Raw genomic sequence first — 25,587 nt, 5'->3', positions numbered from 1 at the left:
AAAATACCCAGCAAACTATTAGTTTCTCAGTTTGTTGGGTATAGTTCGTTATACATAATAAAAAAGAGGTGCAAACTATGGAAAAGATTTCGATTTTAGGTTGCGGTACAATGGGGCATTCCATTGTGCTATCGGCAGCTTGGGCAGGACAAATGGTAAAAGTATACGGCATCAATGACAAGGATCTTGAAAATGCACTGAAAGGGCTGCGCAATAAACTCAAAGTCATGTCAGAAAATGGTTTATTCGATAAAAAAGAAGCTGAAGAAATTAAAGGGCGCATTCAGTTTTCAACGTCGCTTGCGGAAGTAGTGGAAGGCGCTACATTCATCATTGAAGTAATTCCAGAAGTTCTGGAATTGAAGAAAGAGATGTATAAAAAACTTGAAGAGATGGTAAACGATGAAGTCATTATTGCCAGCAATACATCCGGCTTTAAGCCAAGCATGCTGGCTGAAGAGATGAAGCATCCGAACCGTTTTGTCGTGACTCATTTCTGGAATCCCGGTCATTTGATCCCTTTAGTGGAAGTGGTCAAAGGCGAACATACGGATGATGCAACAGTAGAGCGCGCCATGGATGTGCTCTTTGGCATGAATAAAAAACCGATTCTATTAAACAAGGAACTGCCCGGCTTTATCGGCAACCGTCTGCAGTATGCGCTGTTCCGGGAAGCACAGGACTTGTTAGATTCTGGGGTTGCCACAAAAGAAGATATCGATGCTGCAGTGACATACAGCATCGGCCGCCGGCTGCCGGTAACTGGACCGCTTATGACAGCGGACATGGGCGGACTGGATGTATTTTCTGCCATCTCGAATTATTTGTTCGAGGATCTCTCAAAAGCTCAGCGCTCTGGTGAAGTTCTGACAAAACTGGTGGAAGAAAAGAAATTTGGAGATAAAAATGGAGAAGGATTTTACAAATGGGATCCAGAGGTGTCAGAGAAAATAAATGCTGAAAGGGAACAGACACTTATTCACTTTCTGAAAAATGATATGAAAGCAATTAAGGAGAATGGCAAATGAGTGCATACTTTTCTGAACTGGAAAACAAGACAGTCATTGTTACAGGCAGCAGCAAAGGAATCGGCAAAGACATTGCCCTGACTTTTGCCAAACTGAATGCCAATGTGGTGATTTCAGGCCGTGACAAAACGGTGCTGCAGGAGGCGTTGAATGAATTACAGACATATAACAACCGCTGTATTGCAGTATCAGGAGATTTAAGTGACATTAAAGAAGTGAAATTCCTTATCGATACGGCAGCTGCACATTTTGGTACAGTTGATGTGCTCGTCAACAATGCAGGCGTCAATATTGCTAAGCCAGCAATGGAAGTGACTGAAGAAGATTGGGATACGGTTCTTGATTTGAATTTAAAGACCGCTTTTTTTGCCAGCCAGGCGGCTGCTAAATATATGCTGGCCCAAAACAGCGGCCGCATTATCAATATTGCTTCCCAAATGGCTTTTGTTGGATTCGTTAAGCGGGCTGCTTACTGCTCGAGCAAAGGCGGCTTGGTGCAGCTGACAAAAGCGCTGGCAGTGGAATGGGCAAAAAACGGCATACGTGTAAATGCTGTGGCACCGACATTCATTGAAACCGAATTTACTGCCAAAATGTTTGAAGACGAAGAATTCAAAAATGAAGTGCATAGCCGCATCCTTCTAGACGGCTTGTCTCAGCCAAGAGACATTTCAGGAGCGGTTCTTTACTTGGCTTCTGACTTAGCGAATTTTGTAACGGGTGAAACGATTAAAGTGGATGGCGGCTGGACAGCCATCTAGAAGATAGATTTTGAAGTGGGTTATACGGCCTGTAGTGATGAGGGAAGGAAGCGGCTTAGAAAGCGCTTCCTTTTTTCTTTGTCTCAGTCCAAAGGATGAAATGTTATGCCAATGGTTGAAAAAACCTTCCTTTTTTCTGAAAACTCTTTATAATGAACAATTATGAATAAAGGGAGATGAGGCAATGTCGAACCTAAAAAACGATTCTTTGCATTTGCACCGAAAACATCAAGGAAAGCTGGAAGTCCGATCAAAAGTGTCAGTGAAAAATGAACGGGATTTAAGCTTGGCCTATTCTCCCGGAGTGGCTGAACCATGCAAGGAAATTGCCCAAGACCGCAATAAAGTATATGACTATACGATGAAAGGCAACACTGTGGCAGTTGTCACTGATGGAACAGCTGTTCTTGGCCTTGGCAATATTGGCCCTGAAGCAGCATTGCCGGTAATGGAAGGAAAAGCTGTATTGTTCAAGGAATTTGCTGGAGTGGACGCTTTTCCGATTTGCTTGAATACTACCGATGCAGAAACAATCATACAAACCGTCAAATTGCTGGAACCCGGTTTTGGTGGCGTAAACTTGGAAGATATTTCCGCTCCGACATGTTTTATTGTCGAAGAGCGTTTAAAAGAAGAAATGGGCATTCCGGTGTTCCATGATGATCAGCACGGAACTGCGATTGTCACATTGGCTGGCTTGACCAACGCTTTAAAATTAGTCGGTAAAAATATTGCAGAGACTAAAATAGTGGTCAACGGAGCAGGAGCTGCCGGTATTGCGGTGGTTAAGCTATTGAGAAAATTCGGATGCAGCCAGTTGATTATGTGCGACACGAAAGGTGCAATTTTTAAAGGACGGACGTATGGCATGAATCCGTTCAAGGAAAAAGTCGCAGAAAACACAAATCCTGAACGTATTGAAGGCTTGCTGAGCGAAGTGATCAAAGGTGCAGATGTCTTTATCGGGGTTTCGGCAGAAGGTGCTCTTACACAGGACATGGTTCGCAGTATGGCTCAAGACTCTATCATTTTCGCAATGGCTAATCCAAACCCTGAAATTTTGCCGCATTTGGCGAAAGAAGCAGGCGCCCGTGTAGTTGGAACAGGCCGATCTGATTTCCCGAATCAGGTCAACAATGTGTTGGCATTCCCGGGGATTTTCAGAGGCGCATTGGACGTACAGGCACGTGAAATTAATGATGAGATGAAAGTTGCTGCTGTACATGCGATTGCTGGTTTGATTGAGGAAAAGGAAATCCATGATGATTACGTGATTCCGGCTCCATTCGATCTGCGGGTAGCCCCAGCAGTGGCGGAAGCTGTTGCAAAAGCTGCAGTGGAAACAGGTGTAGCAAAATACGCATCCGTGCAGGAAAACCAGTCAGTTGAAATTGCGGCCGGATCAGTCAGTTAATATATATATATATATATAGAAGAAAGCCGTTCAATCTAATCGATTGAACGGCTTTTTTAGATGAAAAAGAGGGGAGAAGTTGCTCTTTATCTTATAGACGATGTGATTCCTGCAGATTCCCGGACTTTCTGCAATGCTTGTTCCAAGTCTTCCAGTAAATCATCGGTATGTTCCAATCCGACTGACAGGCGCAATAATCCGTCTGTAATGCCCCGTTTATCACGTTCTTCTTTTGGCATAGAAGCATGGGACATCGTCGCAGGATACGATAAGATGGATTCGACGGCGCCTAAGCTGACAGCGAAGATGGGAATGCGCAAGCTCTCAACAAACGTCCGGGCCGCCGCTTTATCTGCCAAGCGGAGTGACAGGACCGCTCCTGCACCTGAAGCTTGCCGTTCATGAATCGGATATCCCGGATGGAAACGGAATCCGGGATAGTAGACTTCTTCAATTACAGGATGGCTGTGCAGATAGTCGGCGATGATACGGGCTGAAGCGGCTGACTGCTTGAGCCGGGCACCCAAAGTTTTAATGCCCTGGATTAAGTTATAGGAATCCTGAGCTCCCAAGACCGAACCGAAAGTGTTTTGAATAAACCCGAGCCGGTCTCCCAGTTCCGCATCTTTTGTAACGGCGAGCCCTGCAATAATATCGCTATGCCCGGACAAGAACTTCGTTGCACTATGTAAGACAAGGTCCGCTCCAAGGTCCAAGGGATTTTGATAAAGGGGCGTCATGAAAGTATTATCGACAAATGTCAGGCAATCGTTGGCTTTCGCCAGTTTTGCTGCAATTTCGATATCGGTGATGTTCATGACAGGATTAGACGGCGTCTCAAGGTAAATCACTTTTGTATTCGGCCGGATGGCTTCTGCCATTTCACTTAAATCGGTCATATTGACGAATGTATAATCGATATGGAATTTATTCAGCACTTCTGTAACAAAGCGGTAAGTACCGCCGTAAACGTCCTCAGAAATCAAAACATGATCGCCAGCAGAAAGCAGCATGAAAGCGGAAGAAATGGCAGCCATGCCGGAAGCGAACGCAAAACCGCGCGTGCCGTTTTCAAGTTTGGCAATGGTTTCTTCCAGCTTCAAGCGCGTGGGGTTTCCCGAACGGCTATAGTCGAAAGGGCCGAATTCATCAAAGCTCGGCTGGTGATAAGTTGAAGATATATAAACAGGGACGTTTACTGCTCCGGTTTGCCGGTCAACTCCGGTTGAATGGATAAATTGAGTTTCCAAATGATCGGTCATAGGCGAAGAGCCTCCTTTTCAAGTTTGGCGAAAGCCTGGGTTAAATCAGCAATTAAATCGTCAGCATCTTCAATGCCGACTGAAAAACGGAGCAGGCGATTACATATGCCGCGGTGCAGCCTTTCTTTTTCTGGAATAACTGCATGAGTCTGTGTGGCAGGATAAGTGATGAAACTTTCCACACCTCCGAGGCTTTCTGCAAAAGCAATCAGGCGGATGTTTGAGAGGAATGGAGAAACCCATTCTTCTTTTTGCAGCCGGAATGACAGCATGCCGCCTTTACCAGGATATAAAACTTGTGAAACGATGGGCTGCTCTTCTAAAAAAGCAGCAATCTTTTTAGCGTTATTTTCATGCTGCCTCATACGGAGAGGCAAAGTCTTCAATCCACGAATCAAAAGCCATGAATCGAACGGGGACAGCACGGCACCGGTGGCATTATGCAAAGCGGCTAATCGCTCACATAGGCTCTGGCCTTTTGCGGCAATCACTCCAGCTAGTACATCGTTATGGCCGCCGATGTACTTAGTAGCGCTATGGATGACAATATCCGCTCCTAATGCAAGCGGCTTCCGGAGATAAGGAGTTAGAAATGTATTATCGACAATAAGCAGCAGATTGTGCTTTTTTGCGAGTGCTGCATAAGCTTGGAGATCGATTTCCTGCATCAATGGATTGGTCGGAGTTTCGATAAACAACGCCCGTGTTTGAATGGTGATTTGCTGTTCAGTTGATTCAACATCTTTGAATTCTGCATAAGTCGCCTGGATATTGTAGACGTCAGCGAAATGGCCGAGCAGCCGATAAGTCCCGCCGTAAATGTCTTCCGGAACTAACAGCTCGTCACCTGGACGGAACAGCGACAAGACAAGTTGGATAGCCGCCATTCCGGAGCTACAGGCAAACCCTGCATCTCCTTCTTCAAGGTTCGCGATGCCTTCTTCCAAAATGCTGCGTGTTAAATTTTTTGTACGTGTATAGTCAAACCCTGTCGACTTGCCAAGTGCTTCGTGTCCATAGGCGGTTGATAAATAAATTGGTGGGCTGACTGCTCCCGTTTTAGCATCACATCGGTTTCCCGACTGCACCAATTGTGTCTCCAAGCTATGTTCGACCATGTTCATCATCCTTTCAATTAAAAAAAACAGGGGCTTTCTTCAAAAAGAAGAAAGCCCCTGTTCAGGTAACACAATCTTCTCATCTTTTAGGCAAATGCCTATTGGAATTAGCACCGTGGCCGTGAGGCTGGTTGCTGAGACATCACAGGGCCAAATCCCTCCGTCTCTCTTGATAAGAATTAAAATTATGAAGTTATGTATAATTGGATATTTCAAAGTTTAGAGTATTTTACAAAGAAGTGCAAGAGGGAATTGAAATATTCAAAATAAATCATCCTATCCGGCAGAGGACAACTATAGTGCATTTCTTTTAATTCGAAGACCGAAAGATTATAATAGACAGTATCAATTCAGTAAAAGGGGAATATGGATGTATATTGTGACGTCAACAGTTGAAGTGCCGGAAGAAAAAACAGAGGATCTCATTAAAATATATCAAAATCGTTCCCGGCGGGTGGACCTGGCTGAAGGCTTTCATCAGTTTCGGCTTATCCAGAACACTAAAAAGTTAAATGAATTGACGGTGCATTTGGAATGGCATTCAGAAGAAGCTTATTTGAAATGGGTCAGAAGCAATGAGTTCAAAGAAATCCATGAGCTTGAAAAATATTATCCGGACAAGGCGTTAGCTGGAATTGTGCCGAAAGTCCGGCAATACGAGGTCGTAGCGGAATGAACAAAGCTATTAAAGATCAAATCGCACTGGAAACAGCCACGAGCATTTATGAAGCGTATCCAAGCATTTGGGAACGGTTCGGTGAGCGGGGCTTCCAGCATACCGAGAAAGACAACCATCACCATTTGGATCATCTCGAAACAGCTTATGAACTGGAAGACAAACAAGTATTTTTAGATTACAGCCGCTGGCTGGAGACGGTATTGAACAGCCGCAATGTGGAAACAGCCCTCATCATTGATAATTTTGAACGGCTCATTAAGATCCTTCCAGGAAAAACGGAAAAGCTTGAAGAAAGCTTTATGCTGGATTGTCTTCAGCAAGCAAATGAATTACTTTCTAAACTGTGGCAAAAGGAGGTTGAGGAGATGATGCAGCCAACCCAACTAGCGGAATTGTTTCTGCAAGGGGAAGATATGGAAGCATTGCGCCAGATTCAATCTTTTCTTGAAAGCCATAGCCGAAAAGAATTGTTCGACCAATTACTGACGCCGGCGATGTATCATGTCGGCACGTTATGGGAAAACAATGAAATCACAGTTGCCGATGAACATCTGGCTACCGCAATCTGCGATTTCGTGGTATCTGCTGTAGAAAATAGAGAACTGGCAGAAAGAGGCGGGGAAAGAAAAGTCATGGTATTGGGGCCAGAAGGAGAAGACCATTATATCGGATTGAAAATGGTAGCCTCTCTGTTCCAGGAATATGGCTGGTCAGTCCAATATATGGGACCGAATCTGCCACTGCCGCATGCTTTGGAAGCAGCAGAAAAATGGAAACCTGACGTTATTGCTTTGTCGGCAGCGCTTGCTTACAGGTTGCCTTTATTGAAAACCTACGTAAATGAATTTTTGGCATTGGAGTTCCAGCCGGCTGTTCTGGTCGGCGGACGTGCAGTCAATATTTCAAATTCAAATTCTTTAAGAAATAGCGGGGCAATGGTGGTAAGAGACTTAAACCAATTGGAACTTTGGATCAAGACGGGAGAGAAGCCTGAAAATGACTATGAAATCTCAATTTAATGGACTGCCGCTCCCGGCATTTGAAGTGAACAATGAATTATTGGTAGTCGACTGTTCTATGGAGGCAGAAGAATTATTCGGAGAATGCCGTAAATTTACAGACATTGTTGATGCAGATAGTTTACAAAAAGCAAAAAAACTGCTGAGAATAGAATCTTCGCTGTAAAAATTTGAACTTAATCTCGTTTCAAAAAGAGGCGATTTGCTTTTAGTGGATGTTCATGCAAAACGCAATGATCCGACGCTTCTATCTCTTGTCATTGTGCTAAAAGATAGTCAGCTAGAGCACGTGGCCGGCCAACTGTCCAAGCTTCGGGAAAGACTTCGGGATACGGATTATGATCTTTTTCAAGAAAAAGAACGGACGCTGGAATTGCTTCAAAAAGTAAGGGGATTATCTGCGCCGTGCATCCAATTGGATAAGCAACGGCTGCTCATTCCCTTGTTCGGGGATTTGACCGAAGAACAAGTATTGGCATTTACGCCACGCTTGCTGGTGCGCATTTATGAAACCCAGGCTGACACTGTCATTTTTGATTTGACGGCAATGGGGAGGATTAACGATGACGGACTGCGCCATTTGGATTCCCTTCTTCAATCTTTCAGCTTGATGGGCACATCCAGCATCTTTACAGGAGTCAAACCGGAGCATGCAAAACGGCTGCATCGTATCAGGACAAAGCAGCCGATGTGTTTTGTCGCTTCACTTCAAGACGTACTGTCTTCCGATAAATGGCCTAGCAAGAGCTGACTCTTTTCTTGAGAGCCAGCTTTTTCTATGTCTCCTGCCATGAGCGGAAAAGATGTGTTTAATTGGCAATATCGATACAATATGAGAGACAAGGAGTGAAGAAGGATGCATATAAAGAAATTCAAAGATATACCTTTATCCGTTTTGGATTTAGCACCGATCAACGAAGGCAGCGACGCCTCCGAGTCGTTCCGCAACAGTGTCGAAATCGCACAGCATGCAGAGGAATGGGGATTTAACCGCTACTGGCTGGCAGAACACCATAATATGCCGGGCATCGGCAGTTCAGCAACTTCTGTGTTAATCGGCCATATTGCTGGAGCGACTAAAAAAATACGCGTCGGTTCAGGCGGTATCATGCTGCCAAACCATGCGCCGCTTGTGATTGCAGAACAGTTCGGTACCCTTGAGGCGATGTATCCGGATCGTATCGACTTAGGGCTTGGACGGGCACCGGGCAGTGATCAGGCTACTGCCTATGCCCTTCGCCGTACGCTGCAGAGCAGCGGCGATGATTTTCCGCAGCAAGTGGCAGAGCTGGAAAACTACTTTTCCGATAAACCGGTAGGGCGGGTCCGTTCATATCCGGGAACCGGGCTGCATGTACCCATCTGGCTTCTCGGATCAAGCGGCTTTAGTGCGCAGCTGGCGGCCATCAAAGGATTGCCGTTTTCATTTGCCAGCCATTTTGCCCCTGATTTCACGATTCAGGCGCTTCAATTATACCATCAGAATTTCAAGCCTTCGGCAGTATTGAAAGAGCCCTATGCCATGGTCGGCGTCAATGTTATCGCGGCGGATACACAAGAACGGGCAGAATGGTTGGCAACTTCCAGCCAACAGCAAATGTTCAATCTGATGAGAGGTATGCCTACTGCTTTCACGCCGCCAATCGACCATCTGGAGGAAGTGTGGACGGATCGGGAAATTGCTATCTTTAAAGAAAAAATGGCGACAGAGTCAATGATTGTCGGGACACCGGATGTCGTGCGGGAAAAACTTCAAAGCTTTGCCAATAAAACCCGTGCCAATGAAATCATCGTCAATTCACAGATATTCCATCAAAAAGACCGTCTGCGTTCTTATGAAATTGTTGCCGAGCTGATGGTATGAAAATTCATTCCCTTAAAGCCTTCATAGGCTTTGAGGGTTTTTTTACAAAAAAAATCCGCCTCCATTTTCAAGGAGGCGGGAATAGGGAAGCTTAATGAAGGTTTTGCGCTTTCTTTTCTTCACTTTTTATTTCTTCGACTGCATCATCTTCTTCCACAAATGAAAAATCAGGAGCTCCTTCACCAACCATGTTCAAAGATGCAAAATATTCTTCGTCAAACTGCCGGCGCTCCACTTCTTGCGGGTCCACACGTCTGCGGTCCATGCTGATTACCTCCTTAGTTTATGATGGGAATACAGGTGGAAAGAAGGATATATTTATATATCTTTATTATACAGACTATTCAGTTAAAGGTGAAGTGAATATACTCCTAGCCTAGAGAATCTTGAAGATAGGAAAACCCCGCTAAAATGGCTTTAGCGGGTTTTCTTTATTGCTCCTGGGCAGCTTTCGAATTCAATACCATTGATTCGAAAAATAAAGAAGGAGCTGTTTTGTTCCATTCAGCTGATACCGGATCTTTTGTTCGTTCTTCATCCCGGCTATAGGCCAGTTGAGTCCGGAGATCTTCTGTCTGTTCGACTTTAACCATGGGCCCTGCAGGAGTGAGCCAATTGAGCTGCTGGAGCCTGTTGTTCAAAGTAAAATCAATCCACTTGTCTTCCGTGGCTGCTGTTTCAAAAAATGGAGCTTCTGAAATCATAAACCAGGTCTCTGTCTGATAGTTTGGGGGGAGCCAAAAGTTCTTCCTTAAGGAACCTTCTTCCATCGTCAAGTCAGGAATTTCATGGCGCAATTCTTGAACTTCCGTTCCATTGCCAAGTGTTAATCCTCTGGAGACATATAAATTCCCTTGAAGTATTTCACCAGCAACCATTTTAATGGTGCCATAAGGATTCACCGTAGGGTCTATGCCATACACAGGATCTTCCTGATGATTCACAGGTTTCGGATTCCACGTTTTAACTTCAGCTTCTGAAAGGCCGTTCGTGTTCAGTGATACCGCGAATGGCATCCAACTTGTGTTGTCCAATTGCTCAAAAACGATTTTTACGCCATTATCAAGTGTTCTTTCAACAAGTGTGTATGTTCCAATCGGCAATCCCAATAAAGTCAGGTCATGAGAACGGATCACATCTTTGCCTTGTTCAGTTACCGAAGAATCAGACAAAGTGAAAAAAGTCGGTTTTTCTACCGTTAATGTGATGTCTCCTTGTGAATAAACTACCGTTTCGTTTTTCAAATACATCATGCCTGTAAATAAAACAAGCCCCATGAAAAACACTACGGTTACTAAAAGAATGATCTTTCTAAACAATTGTTCCACCTCGACTATTTCATAGTGCTTTGATTATATCACGCAGATATGGAAGAAAAGGAGGATATATATGAGCATCAAATGAACGATGAAGGGAGATTGCACGTAAACGTGTCTAAATCGCTCGAAAAAGCCGTTAGTTGATTGCAAAACAGAGCAAATCGCTGGCAAATAAAAAAAGCGCCTCCAGGGCGCTTTTTTATAAAACTTTTTCTAAAAAGTCTCTTGCACGTTCGGTTCGGGGACTGTTGAAAAATTCCACCGGCTGGCCTTCTTCCACCAGGACACCATGGTCAAGGAAAATCACACGGTCAGCTACTTCACGGGCAAAGCCCATTTCGTGGGTCACAACCGCCATGGTCATGCCGGATTTAGCCAAATCTTTCATAACATCGAGAACTTCTTTCACCATTTCCGGGTCCAAAGCGGAAGTCGGTTCGTCAAACAACATTAAATCCGGTTCCATCGCCAGGGCACGTGCAATGGCAACACGCTGTTTCTGGCCGCCGGACAAACTGCTCGGATAAGCTTTTTCTTTCTCTGACAAACCGACGCGTTTCAATAAAACACGCGCTTTTTCCTGAGCCACGTCTTTCTTTTCGCCTTTGACTTTCATTGGGGCATAAGTGAGGTTTTCAAGCACAGTCAAATGAGGAAACAAGTGAAAATGCTGGAATACCATGCCGATATGCTGGCGGATTTTTTGGACATCTTTTTTAGGTCCCGTTAAATCTTGTCCGCTGACAATAATGGTGCCTGAAGTTGGAATCTCAAGCATATTCAAGCAACGCAGAAATGTTGACTTGCCTGAACCTGAAGGCCCAATGATGGAAACCACTTCGCCTTTTTTAATCTCTGTCGTAATGTCTTTCAGTACTTCGTTATTGCCGAATTTTTTATACAAATGTTCCACTTTAATCACTTTGCTTCAGCCTCCGTTCAAACATTCTGCCGATGACCGTCAAGCCCATGACCAGGCACCAGTAAATCACTCCGACGAACAATAGCGGTTCAAAGTTGCGGAACAAATCGGAACCGACGACTTGCGCGCGGCGCATTAAATCAAGATAACCGATTGTCGAAACAATCGCAGATTCTTTCGTCAGCGTAATAAATTCATTCATCAAAGCAGGGAGAATGTTTTTCAGCGCCTGCGGCAGGATGATGTCTGTCATCATCGCCCGGTAAGGAACGCCAAGAGCTTGAGCAGCTTCCATCTGTCCTTTGTCAACGGCCTGGATTCCAGCCCGTATAATCTCCGAAATATAGGCAGAGGAGTTTAGGCCGAATGCCAGGATTGCCGAAAGAAAAGGCGAGATGTCATAGCCGGTCAGCTGCGGAATGGAATAATAAATGATCATCAATTGCAAAATCAGCGGAGTGCCACGGAATACCGAAGTATACGCATCGGCGAACCAGCGCAAGGCCCTGACTGAGCCAATTTTAAATAATGCCAGAATCGTTCCGAGAATAGATCCAAGGATGATGGCAAAAAATACAAATTTTAACGTGACCCATATACCTTCCAGCATGAATGGAATATAGGGAACAATCTGTGAAAAGTCCAAATTCATCGTTTACAACCCATTTCTATAAAAAAGATTTATGCCGCTAAGATTAATGTGGAAGAATAAATATTGAGTGGAGAACGAGGTCCCCACTCAATGAAGTTTTGCTTTGTTTTATATAGTTTAATGGACAGTGGATAAACTAGTGCTCAAGCGAGATGGTTCTTCCTTACTTGAGTATGGTTTTTTTATTCTTCTATTTTCCATTTCTTTTTCAATTCAGCGAGTTCGCCGCTTGCTTCCATTTCTTCAATGACAGTATTGACATCATCGACTAGCTCGCTGCCTTTCGGGAAGGCAACAGCCATTCCGGGCGAAGAAGTCGTCGGATCATCGAATGAGTCAAGGTCTTGTGCTTCGATATAGCCTTTTGCTACTTGTTTGTCCATGTAGGCAGCGTCGATGCGGTTAGACAGAATTTCCTGGATCAATGCGCCGGAGTCGTCTAACGCTTTTATTTCAAAGTTGATGTCTTCTTCTTTCACAATAGCATTCGCGCCTTCTTCTTGGATTGTTCCAAGTTGAACGCCGACTGTTTTGCCTTCCAAGTCTTCAAGTGACTTAAGCTCAGATCCTTTAGCAGTTAAAAACATTTCGCCAGAATGGTTGTATTCAGTAGAAAAATCGACGTTCTTTCTGCGCTCTTCTGTTGCAGACATTCCCGCGATGACCATATCAACACGGTCATTTTGCAAAGCTCCAATCAATCCATCAAATTTCATGTCGGTGATATTCAGTTCATAACCAAGCTCTTTCGCGATGTGGTTGGCCAGGTCAATGTCAAATCCCACGATTTCCCCTTCAGGATTCCGTGATTCAAATGGAGGGAATTCTGCAGAAGTTCCCATATCCAATACTTTTGCTTCTTCTGAGCCGCCTGAATTTCCGGATTCCGGTGATTCACTTCCACACGCGCTTAACAGCAAAGCCGCTGAAGCAAAAACTGCAAACATGGTCTGTTTCTTTATCATTTATAGTTCCCCCTAATATCTAATGGATAATTATTCAACTAAATGAATTTTAACAAATATAAAGTGCTTTTGAAAGGGTTTTTATTAATATTAATGAATAACCTTAAATTTTAATTTTTCTGTATATTATTATATGATAATTAAAGCTAAGAGTCACTAAAAAGTTTAAGGGTTTCGACAGAGCGGATAGGAGCATAGGTTTTTCACTGAAAAATAGCATTAAGAACAAAAAAATATGAAAATCCCATATAGTCTCAATGGAAGAAGCGGCTAATGTAAGCAATCAAGTGCTGTATAATGACATTGATATTACAAACATAAATAAACTGGGATTTTTTGGAAATACATGATTGTTTCTGCGTCATAGAAATTTCATGGGTTCCGCCAAGTTTAACTTGGATTTTTTGAATGCAGTAATGATTTATGGGAATTGATGTTGAAAACAAAAAAGCGAATCGCAGCTGCGATTCGCTTTTTATTAATTTCTTAGCACGGTACTCGTTGGAACTATATAACTGCCGGCGCTTCCCTAGATGATTTCCCAGTGCCGCTCTTCAGCAACTGCCCTTAAGCTTGGTTCCGGCTGTACAGCTACCGGATGTCCGACCAGTTCAAGAACAGGCAAGTCGGACAGGCTGTCTCCGTAAGCAAAGCTATTCGACCAGTCCACATCATGTCCAGACAAGGCTTCTTTAATTTTCTCCGTTTTGAGAGGGCCTTGGATGTGGGAAATCTTTGATTGGTGATCGAGAATATTATTGGCATACGGAATTTCAGTGCCAATGATGGCCTGAATCGGCAGTTTTTCTGTTACGGCATGAAGAAGAGGAGTGAACGCTCCTGAAACGAGCATGACATAGTCATCATCATGCACGTGCTGCTTCAAGCGCTCTACGACAGCCGGGTTAAAATCGCCATGCATTTTATCGGCAATTTCTCCGAAATAAGATTCCAGTTCCGGTTTTGTAAAACTTTCAAGCGCTGACAGGTAAGCTTGAACAGACTGTTCACGCATTTTTTTCACGGACACGAGCTTTAATTTTGAACCGATATAAGGAGGCATAATGGCCCGATAAAACTGGCGGTACCGTTTGCTGTGTACAGGGTGTTTTTTTAAATGGTCCATCATCAATTGAAAAGTTTCTTTCGAATATAAAGTTCCGTCAAAATCGAAAATGGCAACGCGCATTGGAATCACTCCGGTTATAGGATTTTCTGTTAGCTACATCATAACGGAAATGTTGGCCGTCTTCTACAGTTTTAAGTAGAAGGGAGGGGGACCTCAGGTTTATGCGGCTTCAGGAGCAGGGTATAGAAGAGGAAATGAGATACTGGGAGGTTTTTTGATGGCAGCACAGCGAATTATGGTCGGCTACGTTGAACTGACTGAAGAAGAGTCAGAAGAACTTTTTGAAGAAGTGAAAAAAGATAAAGAGGTGGAAAGCTACGACGCCCTTCAGGCTTTGATGGAAGACTTTGATTCACGGATTATTGAACCAGAGACAAAGCCGTTGAAAGAAATTTTAGACGAAGAAGCTCCGTCAGAAGAAGTGAATACGGGAACCCGCTATATAGAAATTTTCAATAAGCTGGAAGAAGACTCCAGTTACCGCATCAAATCTTCTAAACAAGATTAAAAATTCGACTGATAATGCAAAAGCCGGCTGTAATTTTTACAGCCGGCTTTTTTATGAGTTTATTGCAAACGGATTTGTGCATCTTCAATGTCGAATAGAGGCATTTTACACACAGAATTTTCGCAGATATAAATGGCAATCGGCTGCTCGTTATGGACTTTTCCTTCTGCCAGGGCTGACATTTCTGCATCCGCTACGAGCCACACATCAAATGGACGATAGGTGGTAAGGATAAATTCCATCATATTTTCTTTATCGGCTTCAGAAGCTCCGCTAATCACAATTTCTTTACCGCCAGCTCCAAAAGCCATGCGAACCATCAATAAACTGAGAACGGCTGTCGGATATTTGACAGCTTCATCGGCAAACGACGTCATTGCCCGCTCGGCTTTATCTAGCAATTGACTATCTGCGTCCAGTTTTGCCAAGCGCCATAATTGAAGAATGGCGACGCCGTTTCCGGAAGGCATGGCGCTGTCAAGAACGGATTTGTCCCGGACAATAAGAGTTTCCGTATCTTTGTCGGTGAAGAAGAATCCGTGATGCTCAGAATCCTCAAACCGGTGAAAGATTTCATTCGCCAATTCCCGTGATTTATTGAGATAAAGCGGTTTTCCAGTCGCCAGGAATAATTCGAGATGGCCTGACAGGAAGTGGGCGTAGTCATCCAGATAGCCTAGATGCCGCGCTTCGCCGTCGCGGAAGCGGGCGAACAGTCCCTCGTTTTTCCATAATTCCCGGTCTATAAAGGAAACGGCTTTTTCCGCCATTTCAATAAACCGCGGTTCTGAAAAAGCAGCGCCGGCTTTGGCAAGTGCTGCGATAGTCATTCCGTTCCAAGCGGTAAGAATTTTGTCATCCAGATGCGGATACAGCCTCTTTTCTCGTTCAGCAAGCAATTCACGCTGGCAGGATTCCATTTGATCCTCTAATTGTTCTCGGCTGTATCCGTATTTTTCCGCAATCGCGGTTTTATTCGTACCGATCAAGTTCGGGATATTGCGTCCTTCAAAATTTCCTTCAAGTGTAATGTTGTAAACATCCGAGTATATTTCAGCGCGGGCGGTCCCGAGGATTTCTGAAATTTCATCGGCCGTCCAAATATAGTACGTTCCTTCAGCCCCTTCTGAGTCTGCATCAATCGCTGAATAAAAACCGCCGTCTGGATGGGTCATTTCACGTTCAATAAATTCAATGGTATCGTAAATGATTTTCTTGAACCGGGGCTCCGGTTTGATAAGGTAAGCTTCGGTATACGCTGCTAAAAGCTGTGCCTGGTCATACAGCATTTTCTCGAAATGGGGGACAAGCCACTGCTGATCAGTCGAGTAACGGGCAAAGCCGGAGCCGAGATGGTCATATATTCCGCCGTCTGCAATGCCGTTCAAGGTTTTTTCCACCATGTCGTAGGCCGGCTGTTCACCTGTTGTGTGGAAATAACGCAATAGAAACAGCAATTGGCTTGGAGTCGGGAATTTAGGTGCTTTGCCAAAGCCTCCGAAAATCGGGTCAAACTCATTTCTAAGAATCGCATAGGCATGTTCAAAAACTGAATTCGGGATTTCTTCCTGAGATGAACCAGCGGCAGGCTGCAGCGCTTCCGTCAGTTTGCTTGAGATATCCTGAATCTTAGAAGGATTGTCCCGGTAAATTGCGTATAATTGCGGCAGCACAACCATCATGCCCGGCCGGCCGTACTTTCCTGTTTTCGGGAAATATGTGCCTGCGTAAAACGGCTTCTGCTCCGGAGTCAAAAAGACATTGAGCGGCCAGCCGCCTTCTCCGTTCAGCAACTGGCAAATGTTCATATAAATTGAATCGATGTCCGGCCGTTCTTCACGGTCCACTTTGATCGAGATGAAATGTTCGTTGAGAAGGGAGGCCACTTCTGGATCCTCAAACGATTCCCGTTCCATCACATGACACCAATGGCAAGTTGAAATTGTTACCCGCTAGGAATAGCCAATAGACAAGAAAACTGGCTTTCCTTCACGTTTTGCACGTTGGAACGCTTCGGGGGTCCATTCATACCAGTTAACGGGATTTCGAGCATGTTGCAATAGATAAGGTGATTTCGATTCGATTAACCAATTGAATTCTTTTGAATGTCGATCTTTCATCTCGAACACTTCCTTTCTATTTTGTTGCATATACTATAAACAAATTAAGAAGAAAAAGACAACTGTAGGCACTTTAAGAGAAATCTACTTTTATTGAGATATCTTTTTCAGTCTTAGTATAATAAATGCAATCGATTAATTCCTGAAGGAGTTTGTTTAGCGTTGGATTGAATGGATTGTTTACGTCAAAATTTAATACTACTTCGTGGACTAATTCTTTCTTGCGGTTAAAAGTTTGCTTGGGCAGCAGCATCAATTCGATTTTCAATGCTTGGACTTCACGGCAATTTTCATTTAACTTTTTCTTTTGAAATTCGATTCGATCTAACATTTCTTTTTGATCTATAAAACCGTCAACGAACAAACCTTTGATTCTAACCATGCTTTGTTTCAAACCTTCTATTTTTTCTTCAGTTGTTTCAATATTTATTTCTAATTTCCTTTGTGCAATTAAATCAGTGGCGTTATTTGTTTTCAACAGTTTCATCTGATACTCTTCAATCTGTTGCTGTAATGCTCGAAGAACGACTTCAGAATTACAACCTTTATTATGACATCTGTCGCCATATGGATCTGGATGCTGGCATTTTTTTATATATAAAGTTTTGCTTTCTTTCTTTACATGTTGTTTTTGTGTAAATTTCATGATTGAGTTGCATTGACCACAACGAATAATTCCTGACAGTGTATTAATTTCTGATTGCAATTTGAAAGGAATTTTTTGTCGTTCAGCCATTTTGATTTTCGCAAGTTTAAAAAGATTGAGTTCAACAATTGCAGGGTGGGCATTCTCAATTCGAATCCAATCTGCTTCCTTCATTCTTTTTAACGGCTTAGTATTCTTTCTTAAATGGCCACTGCCTTCACTTTTACCGAATACGATATTTCCAATATATGCTTCGTTCAATAATATGCGCCGAATTTGAATTTCTCGAAAGAATCCGCCCCGTTTACCTTTAAAACCTTGGCGATTTAATTCGAATGCTATTTCATACAATGGCAAATCTTTATTTACATAAAGGTCGAATATTTTTTGGACCAATTCTTTATATTTTTCATCAATGATTAATTTCTTTGTATTCTTATCATAATTAAAACCGATAGGGGGTGTCCCGTTAACCCAGAACCCAGAATGTGCAGAACGAATTTTACCGTCATGTAAACGCTTTTTTGTTTTCATATATTCATATTGATTTAGGATTGCCTTCATATCGGTATTGGCATCAATTTCTTTAGAAAAATCAATTATTTCTCCATAAGGAGTTAGAATGGGCGTTTTAGTTTTCATAAAAATTTCTTTTATTTCCTCATAAATTTCTGAATTGCCTCGAGTTATGCGGTCAAAATCGATTGCAATGACGGCATCGTAGATCCCCAGTTTTACCCTTTCTAAAAGTCTAATAAATTCAGGTCGAAATCGAATGGTCTCGGATGAGCCTATCTCTTGAAAAATGTCATATGAAAATCCAAGTAAATTCGCAAAATTAATCAATTGTATTCTATGCCTCTTCAGAACGTCATCAACCAGACTGGTATCATCTCCTCGAGATTTCCGTAGATATAATGCAACATATTTAATTTTAATTAAATTATTTCCCGACTCCTTAATTATCATATTCTTTTCCCTCCTTATTGTATTTATAATTACGTCTTTATGTACTATATACCCGAATGTTTGTTCGCGATGTTACTATGCAAAATTTTATTAGTCATCGAAATATGAAAACTCAAAATAAATTTTTCGATAATAATTTTCTAAGTTAATCTTCATACAACGAAAAGAGGATAACCATGATGGTGGTTATCCTCTTTATAATTTTATTCACCCATGCAGAATCACTCCACCTTGCACAAAGATTCTTAAGGTGCTGTTTGCAATAAATGCAAAACACATCGATTACGGGCTAACGGTTAATTTTTCTTTTCTGCTGAGTATTTGCACGTACCCATTCGTGCCATCCACTTTGATGACGTCGCCATCTTTTATCAGCTCCGTTGCCATATCCACTCCGACAACAGCCGGAATTCCATATTCACGGGCGACGACAGACCCGTGCGTCATCATGCCGCCCACTTCAGTCACGAGCCCAACCGCTGACGTGAACAAAGGGGTCCATCCAGGATCGGTATAAGGGGCAATCAGGATTTCCCCGGGATTCAGCTGCGCATCTTCTGCCCGCAGAACCACCCGTGCAACACCGGTTACTGAACCGGAAGAAACGGGCGTTCCAATGAGTGCATCTTTTGGCCCTTTTGCTGCGCGCGGCTTTCCTTCAATCATTTCCCCATCGCTTGTCATAACACGCGGAGTTTTTAATTTATGATTTAAGTCATGCTGTTTTTTACGCGATTCAATCACTTCCGGCAGATTCTTCGATGGCTGTCCCTCCAGCAATCCAATCAGTTCTTCCGATGAAAGGAAAAAAATATCTTGAGTCTGGAAAAGTCTGCCTTTATGGACCAGAAATTCTGCTTCTTCCAGAATAGCAAGTTTGTATAAATACATCAGCTTCACGAGTGCGAATTTATGGTGTTCCCGCATCCCCATCAAGTTTCGGTAAAGTTTAACCAGTTTGGCAACATAACGTTGGTCGATACCGCTAAACTGGCGAATGATTTCCTGGCCGGCTGCTTCTGCATCTTTTTTGCCTTGTTCGAATCTTTTGCGGTGCTCACCATATGCCATGGTCTGCAGGTTGCTGATGATTGAAGAGATGAGTTGTGCCGGATCTTCCTGCCATCGCGGTTTTGCCATGTCAATTTCCCCGATACAACGCGCGCCATACTTAATGAGAAAATGGTCCAGCTTCTGTTTGAACTCCATGCCGCCCGGGATATCGCCAAGGCTAGCGTAAAAACTTTCATGGTCCACAGTTTGCAAATAATGAATCAGTTCCGGTTTCTCTCGTGTGAAATCAGCAAGGTCGCCCAATTGCAGCCCCATTTCCGTTGTTACATTGCCGGGAAGGGATTTATACAGTTTGCCAAGCAGCAAAGCGCTTTGCTCTTTGCCAAGCCGTTGGTCCAGCTTTTTCTTAAGCGCTTCAGAAGCTAGCATGCCCGTAATGAAATAAGGGATAATTTTGGACAGCACTTGCGGAAACATATTGCCCATCCCTTGCTCAATCACGCGAATACGTTCAGGTCCTGTAACTTTTTGCAATTTCAACTCGGTTGCCTTGACGTATCTATTGATAAAATTGGTGGCTTTGCTGTTTGCTTTTGCAGGGTCTTTAAACCAATAATTGGCGGCTACTTTGAAAGCGACAGGAACGGCCATCGGGGCAATTCTCCGCAGTCTCAGCAAAACAGTTTTTTTAGGCACGTATACTCGCTGGAACTCCGAACGGCTGATCGCTTCTGAAAGAGCGGATGCTAGAAGCTCATCCATTCCGCTCATCAATTTCAGCAGCCGGTGCCGGACCGGAGGCAGTGTCAAGGCTCCGGTAAAGTCGGCAAACGCACGGCCGCCTGCTTCCCGCAACACACGGTTTTCAGGAGCGACTGTGTTTTTATTGATAAAATTGGTGACATTGCTCAAAAGGGAGAAGGACAACGGTTGCATGGGATCGGTCATCATTTGGATATAGCCAAAATTGATAAAGACATGAAACTGCTCATCGTTGACAAAAGGGAGGGGGTATAGGGAAGTGATAGGACGGCTCTGCAATATTTTGAATTCACCGCCCACGAGGCCCCATTCAATGTCTTGTTCAGAACCGTAATGATTTTCAATCTGTTGGCCGATTTCAGCCAATTGCAAAATTTTATGATTCGGCAGCGCCTGTATTTCCTGGAAAGCCGGAGAAAGAGCTTTTTTTATAGTTCCGCCTTTTGGGAGAGCATAAATAGCCAGTTCTTTTTTGGCGATTTGTTTATAAAAAATTTGGTTATGGCGGACTTGATACAAATCAGCCGAAACGAGGCCGGATACCAGCGCTTCACCTAAACCGAAGCTGGCATCGATTGAAATTGTGTGACGGTGACCGGTTATCGGATCAGCAGTAAACATGATTCCCGATACCTCGGGAAACACCATTTCCTGGACGACAACGGAAAGGTAAACGGAACGATGGCCAAACCCATTTTTTGCTCGGTAGGAAATGGCCCGGTCAGTAAAGAGAGAAGCCCAGCAATTTTGGACGGCCGAGAGAAGTGCTTCTGCCCCGATAACATTCAAAAAAGTATCCTGCTGCCCTGCGAAAGAAGCGTTCGGCAAGTCTTCCGCTGTGGCACTGGAGCGCACTGCATATGACTGCTTCTCCCCAGTGGATTTCCAAGCACTCAAAATTGCCCTTTTGATGTCTTCAGGCATCGGCAGGGATACTAGATGTTCTCTGATTTGGCTGGCTACAATGCGGATTTGATCAAATTCTTCCGGAGAAAGCTTGTCCAAAAAGGTGAACAGTTCTTCCATTTTTGTGCTGGATTGAATCAGTTTTCGGTAAGCGGAAGTTGTTACACAAAACCCTGTAGGGACAGGGAATCCTGCTCCTGCCAGTTCGCCCAGATTTGCGCCTTTTCCGCCCACAAGCGGCAAATGGTTCCGATTGATTTCAGTGAAATTCAATACGTACTTTTCCATTGTTCCACCTCCGGCATTGCTATATTGCCTTTATTATAGTCGTTGTCCGTCCGGGGTTAAAGGTATATTTGAAAAGAAGTAGAGGGGGTTAAATAAAAAGGATTTCCAGTTATTTGGATATACTGTCTGTTCACTGCAAATACTGTCCGCCCAGAGTTAAATACTATCCGTTTGCCTTGAAATACTATCCGTTTGCCTTGAAATACTATCCGTTCACAATAAAATACTGTCCAAACCAACTATCTCTGTCCAATTCTCCACAAAAAAGAGGCCAAGCAGCGTGGGTGCTTGGCCTCTTTCCAATAAAATCCTTATTCCTCTTTTTGTCCGATACAGCGTTCACATTCATAGATGATCGACTCGCGCTGCTCCTTGATTTCGCATCCGCATTCCCGGCATTCTTTCTTTGAACGTGCCTCAAAAGTTTTCGTCGTTTTCATCGTGATCTCCTCCAGTATTTTAGTTTAGTTTTTCATACCCAGGCAAGGTCAAAAATTCGGCAAAATCACTTTGCAACGTGAGGTCTGTAAACAACTCGCAGGCTTCCGCGTAACGTCCGGAAAGGTATACCGCATCTCCGGCAGATTCTTTGATCTTGCCGGCTTCTTCTTCCAGGATTTCATGGAACAGGGAAACAGTGATGTCACGCCCGTCTTCGAGCGTTCCTTTCGGATGGCGGATCCACTGCCAGACTTGTGAACGGGAGATTTCCGCTGTTGCCGCGTCTTCCATCAAGTTGTTGATTGGAGCGGCCCCGCTGCCGGACAGCCAGGAAGCGATGTACTGGATGCCGACGGAAACATTGGAGCGGAGCCCTTCTTCGGTGATGCTGCCGGTCGGCACTTCCACTAAATCTTTTGCCGTTACACTGACATCTTCGCGTTTTCGGTGAATCTGGTTCGGCGTGGGCATAAGCTCGTCAAATTGTTCCATCGCCACTGCCACCATACCGGGATGGGCTACCCAGGTGCCGTCGTGTCCGTCTGTCGCTTCCCGGCGTTTGTCTTCGGCTACTTTTCGGAATGCCGCAAGGTTTGCTTCGAGATTTCCTTTAATGGGAATCTGGGCCGCCATGCCGCCAAGAGCCGGTGCATTCCGCTTATGGCAGGTCTGGATGCACAATTGCGTATATGCCCGCATAAATGGGACAGTCATTGTCACCTGAGAGCGGTCAGGGAATAAGTATTCCGGCCGGTTGCGCATCCGTTTGATGACACTGAAGATATAATCCCAGCGACCGCAGTTCAGTCCAGCGGAATGATTGCGCAATTCATACAGTATTTCATCCATTTCAAATGCAGCGAGAATCGTCTCAATCAATACTGTAGCCCGGATGGTGCCTTGTGGGATTCCGAGCTCATTTTGGGCAAAAACGAAAACATCATTCCAGAGCCGGGCTTCCAAATGGCTTTCCATTTTCGGTAAATAGAAGTATGGACCTGTACCACGTCTGATCAATTCCTGTGCATTATGGAAAATATAAAGCCCGAAATCGACTAAGCTGCCAGAAGCAGGCTTGCCATCAATCTCGATATTTTTCTCCAACAAATGCCAGCCGCGGGGGCGGACCATCAGTACCGCCGTTTGTTCGTTCAAGATGTATTTCTTGCCAGTGCCGGGTGCTTCAAACGAAATCTCGCGCCTGACAGCATCGCGTAAATTTATCTGCCCGTCAATGACGTTGAACCAGCTGGGCGCTGTCGCGTCTTCCAAGTCCGCCATGAACATCTTTGCGCCGGAATTCAGTGCATTGATCAGCATTTTACGGTTGGTCGGCCCGGTGATTTCCACCCGCCGGTCTTGCATATCTTCCGGCAGGGGAGCAATCGTCCAGTCGCTTTCACGAATATGTTTAGTTTCCGGCAGGAAGTCCAAAGGCTTGCCGCCATCGATTTCCTGTTGGCGCACTTGGCGCTGTTCAAGCAAGGCAATCCGTTGCTTGTCAAAATTCACGTGCAGCTTTTCAATAAACGCCAGCGCTTCCGGCGTGAGAATGGATTCCATTTCGGGTGTTACTTTATTCTTAATCAAGACATTCGACTTTGTGATCAATCAAATCATCCTTTCATTTCACCGGTTGGAATTGAGCCGTTTCCGTGGAGCCTTTCATCGCAGTGGTTGAACTTGTACCGCCTGAGATGATTTGTGATACTTCGTCGAAGTAGCCGGTGCCGACTTCTCGCTGATGGCGCGTTGCTGTGTAGCCTTTCGACTCGCTTTCAAATTCAGCTTGCTGCAATTTTGAATATGCAGCCATGCCATTGTCTTTGTAATCGTGAGCCAGTTCAAACATGCTATGATTCAAAGCATGGAATCCAGCAAGCGTAACGAATTGGAATTTATACCCCATCTTACCAAGTTCAACTTGATATTTCGCAATGGTTTCCTCATCTAATTTTGCTTTCCAGTTGAAAGATGGAGAGCAGTTGTAAGCTAAAAGCTTGCCTGGAAACTTCTCGTGGATGGCATCTGCAAACTGTTTCGCTTCTTCCAAATTCGGATGGGACGTTTCACACCATACTAAATCAGCGTAAGGCGCATACGCCAATCCCCGGGCAATCGCTTGTTCAATGCCAGCGTTGGTGCGGTAGAATCCTTCAGGTGTCCGTTCGCCGGTGATGAAAGGATGGTCAACCGGGTCGATGTCGCTCGTGATTAAATCAGCTGCATCTGCATCAGTGCGGGCAATCAAGACAGTCGGCACGCCTAATACATCGGATGCCAGCCTCGCTGAGATTAAATTTCGGACCGCGTTCTGGGTCGGCTGCAATACTTTTCCGCCTAAATGGCCGCATTTTTTCTCGGAAGCCAATTGGTCTTCGAAGTGAACGCCGGCAGCACCAGCTTCAATCATCAATTTCATCAATTCAAAAACATTCAGCGGTCCACCGAATCCAGCTTCTGCATCAGCGACAATTGGTGCGAACCAGTCAAAGCCTTCATCGCCTTCCACATTGTCAATCTGGTCTGCACGCTGCAAGGCCTGATTAATCTTTTTCACGACATTCGGCACCGAGTCGACAGGATATAAGCTTTGATCCGGGTACATCTGTCCGGCAGAGTTGGCATCGGCTGCTACTTGCCAGCCGCTCAAGTAAATCGCTTCTAATCCTGCTTTTACTTGCTGGATTGCCTGGTTGCCAGTCAATGCGCCTAAGGCATTCACAAAATTCTTTTTATGGATGGAGCGGAATAGACGCTCAGCTCCTTTTTTCGCAAGCGTATATTCAATTTGGATAGAACCGCGAAGTTTGACTACATCCTCCGCTGAGTAAGGCCGGACAATTCCGTTCCAACGGCTATCTTCAGCCCAGCTCTTTTTCAATTGTTCGATTTGTAGTTGTTTGGTTACCATCTAATCCATCCTTTCAAATAAAAAATTTATAAACTGTGTTAATACAGTTTGTGTTGATGTATATTAATATATAACAGAATATTATGACTGTCCTGAAAGTTGGATGAAATCAGATATTCAGAGATGAAAGCAAGGATTGCGCGATGAATACAGTTGAAGGGAGAATCGGTGTATGGAGAAAAGTGTTTTAGAACAAGTGGGGTTCATTATGGGAGACTGGATTCCGAAAGAGGCGTCGATTGCAGTCGCAGTTGGAAGCAGCTATGTTTACTGCAAAGCGGGTGTACAGGATTCCTACGTCAAAGTGGGCGATGAAGTAGCAGAAGGCAGTGTGGCTGGCCGTACATATAAAGAAGAGAAGCGACTGGAAGTGCTGGTGGGAGACGAAGAATCTGGAATTGCATATTTTGGAGTGGGTTATCCGGTGCATATTTCCGGGCAAGCTGGAGTTTTAGTTGTTATTTTGCCGTCGGATTTCCTCCAGCGCCAAAAACAGCCGCTGAAGTTTTTAACTGGAAAGCTTGAAGATACGTGGCGGCCGGTGCCGGTCACCAATGTTTCCCATATCGAGAGCAGCCAAAAGAAAACTTGGTTTTATGCAGAAGAAGAAGCCTATTGTTCAATCCACACATTGAAATCCCTGAAAGACCAATTACCGGATACGTTTTTGCCCATCCATCGTTCTTATATCGTCAATATTCCTTTTATCCAGGAAATCTCCCGGGACTTTTCTTCAAATTTAGTTTTAACGTTAAAAGATGGGGCAGTCTTGCCGGTCAGCCAGAATTACACCGCTTTGGTCCGGGAGCGGCTCGGCTTTTAATGCGGGAAATTTATATAAAACGATTACTTTTCAGATGCACGGGTAAAGTTTACTATCTGAAAAA

At 44.2% G+C, this 25,587-nt stretch carries 23 protein-coding genes, 1 pseudogene and 1 riboswitch; of the genes and pseudogenes, 10 read left to right on the top strand and 14 right to left on the bottom strand.

The annotated features are described in order from the left end of the window. The first annotated feature begins 77 nt into the window (after window positions 1-77). From QWY16_RS14290 to ystJ, 3 genes are all read left to right on the top strand, one after another. A complete protein-coding gene (locus QWY16_RS14290) occupies window positions 78-1,028 on the top strand; it encodes a 3-hydroxyacyl-CoA dehydrogenase family protein (RefSeq protein ID WP_300989895.1) in 951 nt (316 codons plus the stop codon). Continuing rightward, window positions 1,025-1,789: an SDR family NAD(P)-dependent oxidoreductase gene (locus QWY16_RS14285; RefSeq protein ID WP_300989894.1), complete on the top strand. Its 765-nt coding sequence runs from the start codon at window positions 1,025-1,027 to the stop codon at window positions 1,787-1,789. Before QWY16_RS14290 ends, QWY16_RS14285 begins: the two co-directional genes overlap by 4 nt. 184 nt (window positions 1,790-1,973) lie before the next feature. After that, window positions 1,974-3,203: an NADP-dependent malic enzyme gene (ystJ, locus tag QWY16_RS14280; RefSeq protein ID WP_300989893.1), complete on the top strand. Its 1,230-nt coding sequence runs from the start codon at window positions 1,974-1,976 to the stop codon at window positions 3,201-3,203. 86 nt (window positions 3,204-3,289) lie between these two features. Here the strand turns inward: ystJ and metC are convergent, their stop codons facing one another. Together metC and QWY16_RS14270 are read right to left on the bottom strand one after the other, a co-directional pair. Next, window positions 3,290-4,465, bottom strand: coding sequence for a cystathionine beta-lyase (gene metC, locus QWY16_RS14275; protein ID WP_300989892.1), 1,176 nt, complete (start codon window positions 4,463-4,465; stop codon window positions 3,290-3,292). Then, window positions 4,462-5,583 (bottom strand): methionine biosynthesis PLP-dependent protein, encoded by a 1,122-nt coding sequence (locus QWY16_RS14270; protein WP_300989891.1) that lies wholly within the window; start codon window positions 5,581-5,583, stop codon window positions 4,462-4,464. The genes metC and QWY16_RS14270 overlap by 4 nt, the downstream gene beginning before the upstream one ends. A gap of 76 nt (window positions 5,584-5,659) precedes the next feature. Continuing rightward, a riboswitch (SAM riboswitch) is annotated at window positions 5,660-5,762 on the bottom strand. A 191-nt stretch (window positions 5,763-5,953) separates the two neighbouring features. Between QWY16_RS14270 and QWY16_RS14265 the strand changes: the two genes are divergently transcribed. The 5 genes from QWY16_RS14265 to QWY16_RS14245 all read left to right on the top strand — a co-directional run bounded on the left by QWY16_RS14265 (window position 5,954) and on the right by QWY16_RS14245 (window position 9,145). After that, the gene (locus tag QWY16_RS14265) at window positions 5,954-6,259 is read left to right on the top strand and encodes an antibiotic biosynthesis monooxygenase family protein (protein WP_300989890.1); all 306 of its coding nucleotides are present in this window, start codon (window positions 5,954-5,956) and stop codon (window positions 6,257-6,259) included. After that, window positions 6,256-7,281 carry a cobalamin B12-binding domain-containing protein gene (locus tag QWY16_RS14260; protein ID WP_300989889.1) on the top strand — a complete coding sequence of 342 codons (1,026 nt, stop codon included), beginning with the start codon at window positions 6,256-6,258 and terminating at the stop codon, window positions 7,279-7,281. Before QWY16_RS14265 ends, QWY16_RS14260 begins: the two co-directional genes overlap by 4 nt. Then, window positions 7,259-7,447: a hypothetical protein gene (locus QWY16_RS14255; protein ID WP_300989888.1), complete on the top strand. Its 189-nt coding sequence runs from the start codon at window positions 7,259-7,261 to the stop codon at window positions 7,445-7,447. The genes QWY16_RS14260 and QWY16_RS14255 overlap by 23 nt, the downstream gene beginning before the upstream one ends. 45 nt (window positions 7,448-7,492) lie before the next feature. After that, window positions 7,493-8,032, top strand: a complete 540-nt coding sequence (locus tag QWY16_RS14250) for an STAS domain-containing protein (protein ID WP_300989887.1) — start codon at window positions 7,493-7,495, stop codon at window positions 8,030-8,032. Window positions 8,033-8,137: 105 nt separating this feature from the next. Continuing rightward, a complete protein-coding gene (locus QWY16_RS14245) occupies window positions 8,138-9,145 on the top strand; it encodes an LLM class flavin-dependent oxidoreductase (protein WP_300989886.1) in 1,008 nt (335 codons plus the stop codon). A 91-nt stretch (window positions 9,146-9,236) separates the two neighbouring features. On the opposite strand, the gene QWY16_RS14240 is transcribed toward QWY16_RS14245, so the two are convergent. The 6 genes from QWY16_RS14240 to QWY16_RS14215 form a co-directional block, all read right to left on the bottom strand. Next, window positions 9,237-9,410 carry a hypothetical protein gene (locus tag QWY16_RS14240; RefSeq protein WP_300989885.1) on the bottom strand — a complete coding sequence of 58 codons (174 nt, stop codon included), beginning with the start codon at window positions 9,408-9,410 and terminating at the stop codon, window positions 9,237-9,239. Window positions 9,411-9,576: 166 nt separating this feature from the next. Continuing rightward, complete coding sequence (locus QWY16_RS14235) at window positions 9,577-10,464, bottom strand: hypothetical protein (protein WP_300989883.1); 888 nt, start codon at window positions 10,462-10,464, stop codon at window positions 9,577-9,579. 199 nt (window positions 10,465-10,663) lie between these two features. Next, a complete protein-coding gene (locus QWY16_RS14230) occupies window positions 10,664-11,386 on the bottom strand; it encodes an amino acid ABC transporter ATP-binding protein (protein ID WP_300989882.1) in 723 nt (240 codons plus the stop codon). Next, complete coding sequence (locus QWY16_RS14225; RefSeq protein WP_300989881.1) at window positions 11,379-12,038, bottom strand: amino acid ABC transporter permease; 660 nt, start codon at window positions 12,036-12,038, stop codon at window positions 11,379-11,381. The genes QWY16_RS14230 and QWY16_RS14225 overlap by 8 nt, the downstream gene beginning before the upstream one ends. Before the next feature lie 182 nt (window positions 12,039-12,220). Then, window positions 12,221-13,003, bottom strand: coding sequence for an ABC transporter substrate-binding protein (locus QWY16_RS14220; protein WP_300989880.1), 783 nt, complete (start codon window positions 13,001-13,003; stop codon window positions 12,221-12,223). A gap of 529 nt (window positions 13,004-13,532) precedes the next feature. Further along, window positions 13,533-14,192, bottom strand: coding sequence for an HAD family hydrolase (locus tag QWY16_RS14215; RefSeq protein WP_300989879.1), 660 nt, complete (start codon window positions 14,190-14,192; stop codon window positions 13,533-13,535). Between the two features lie 157 nt (window positions 14,193-14,349). On the opposite strand from QWY16_RS14215, the gene QWY16_RS14210 reads away from it, so the two are divergent. Then, complete coding sequence (locus tag QWY16_RS14210; protein ID WP_300989878.1) at window positions 14,350-14,640, top strand: hypothetical protein; 291 nt, start codon at window positions 14,350-14,352, stop codon at window positions 14,638-14,640. Window positions 14,641-14,699: 59 nt separating this feature from the next. Here QWY16_RS14210 and QWY16_RS14205 read toward each other — a convergent pair. The 6 genes and pseudogenes from QWY16_RS14205 to aceA form a co-directional block, all read right to left on the bottom strand. Beyond that, window positions 14,700-16,760 (bottom strand): annotated as a pseudogene (locus tag QWY16_RS14205) (thioredoxin domain-containing protein). Between the two features lie 73 nt (window positions 16,761-16,833). Further along, on the bottom strand, window positions 16,834-18,375 hold the full coding sequence (locus QWY16_RS14200) for a recombinase family protein (RefSeq protein ID WP_300989877.1): 1,542 nt from the start codon (window positions 18,373-18,375) through the stop codon (window positions 16,834-16,836). A gap of 282 nt (window positions 18,376-18,657) precedes the next feature. Further along, entirely contained in the window at window positions 18,658-21,345 is a 2,688-nt protein-coding gene (locus tag QWY16_RS14195; protein WP_300989876.1) for a phosphoenolpyruvate synthase, read from the bottom strand. Between the two features lie 311 nt (window positions 21,346-21,656). Then, complete coding sequence (locus QWY16_RS14190; RefSeq protein WP_300989875.1) at window positions 21,657-21,785, bottom strand: YhfH family protein; 129 nt, start codon at window positions 21,783-21,785, stop codon at window positions 21,657-21,659. 19 nt (window positions 21,786-21,804) lie between these two features. Next, window positions 21,805-23,349, bottom strand: a complete 1,545-nt coding sequence (gene aceB, locus QWY16_RS14185) for a malate synthase A (RefSeq protein ID WP_436837193.1) — start codon at window positions 23,347-23,349, stop codon at window positions 21,805-21,807. 61 nt (window positions 23,350-23,410) lie between these two features. Next, window positions 23,411-24,700: an isocitrate lyase gene (gene aceA, locus QWY16_RS14180; RefSeq protein WP_300989873.1), complete on the bottom strand. Its 1,290-nt coding sequence runs from the start codon at window positions 24,698-24,700 to the stop codon at window positions 23,411-23,413. Between the two features lie 172 nt (window positions 24,701-24,872). Here aceA and QWY16_RS14175 point away from each other — a divergent pair, with 172 nt between their 5' ends. After that, window positions 24,873-25,523: a LytTR family DNA-binding domain-containing protein gene (locus tag QWY16_RS14175; protein WP_300989872.1), complete on the top strand. Its 651-nt coding sequence runs from the start codon at window positions 24,873-24,875 to the stop codon at window positions 25,521-25,523. Window positions 25,524-25,587 lie beyond the last annotated feature (64 nt).

Origin of the sequence: Planococcus shenhongbingii (assembly GCF_030413635.1) — a bacterium.
In the GTDB taxonomy this organism is placed as follows: Bacteria; Bacillota; Bacilli; order Bacillales_A; family Planococcaceae; genus Planococcus; species Planococcus shenhongbingii.
Note: the sequence above shows the minus strand (reverse complement) of the source record. Positions and strands in the feature narration are given on the sequence as shown.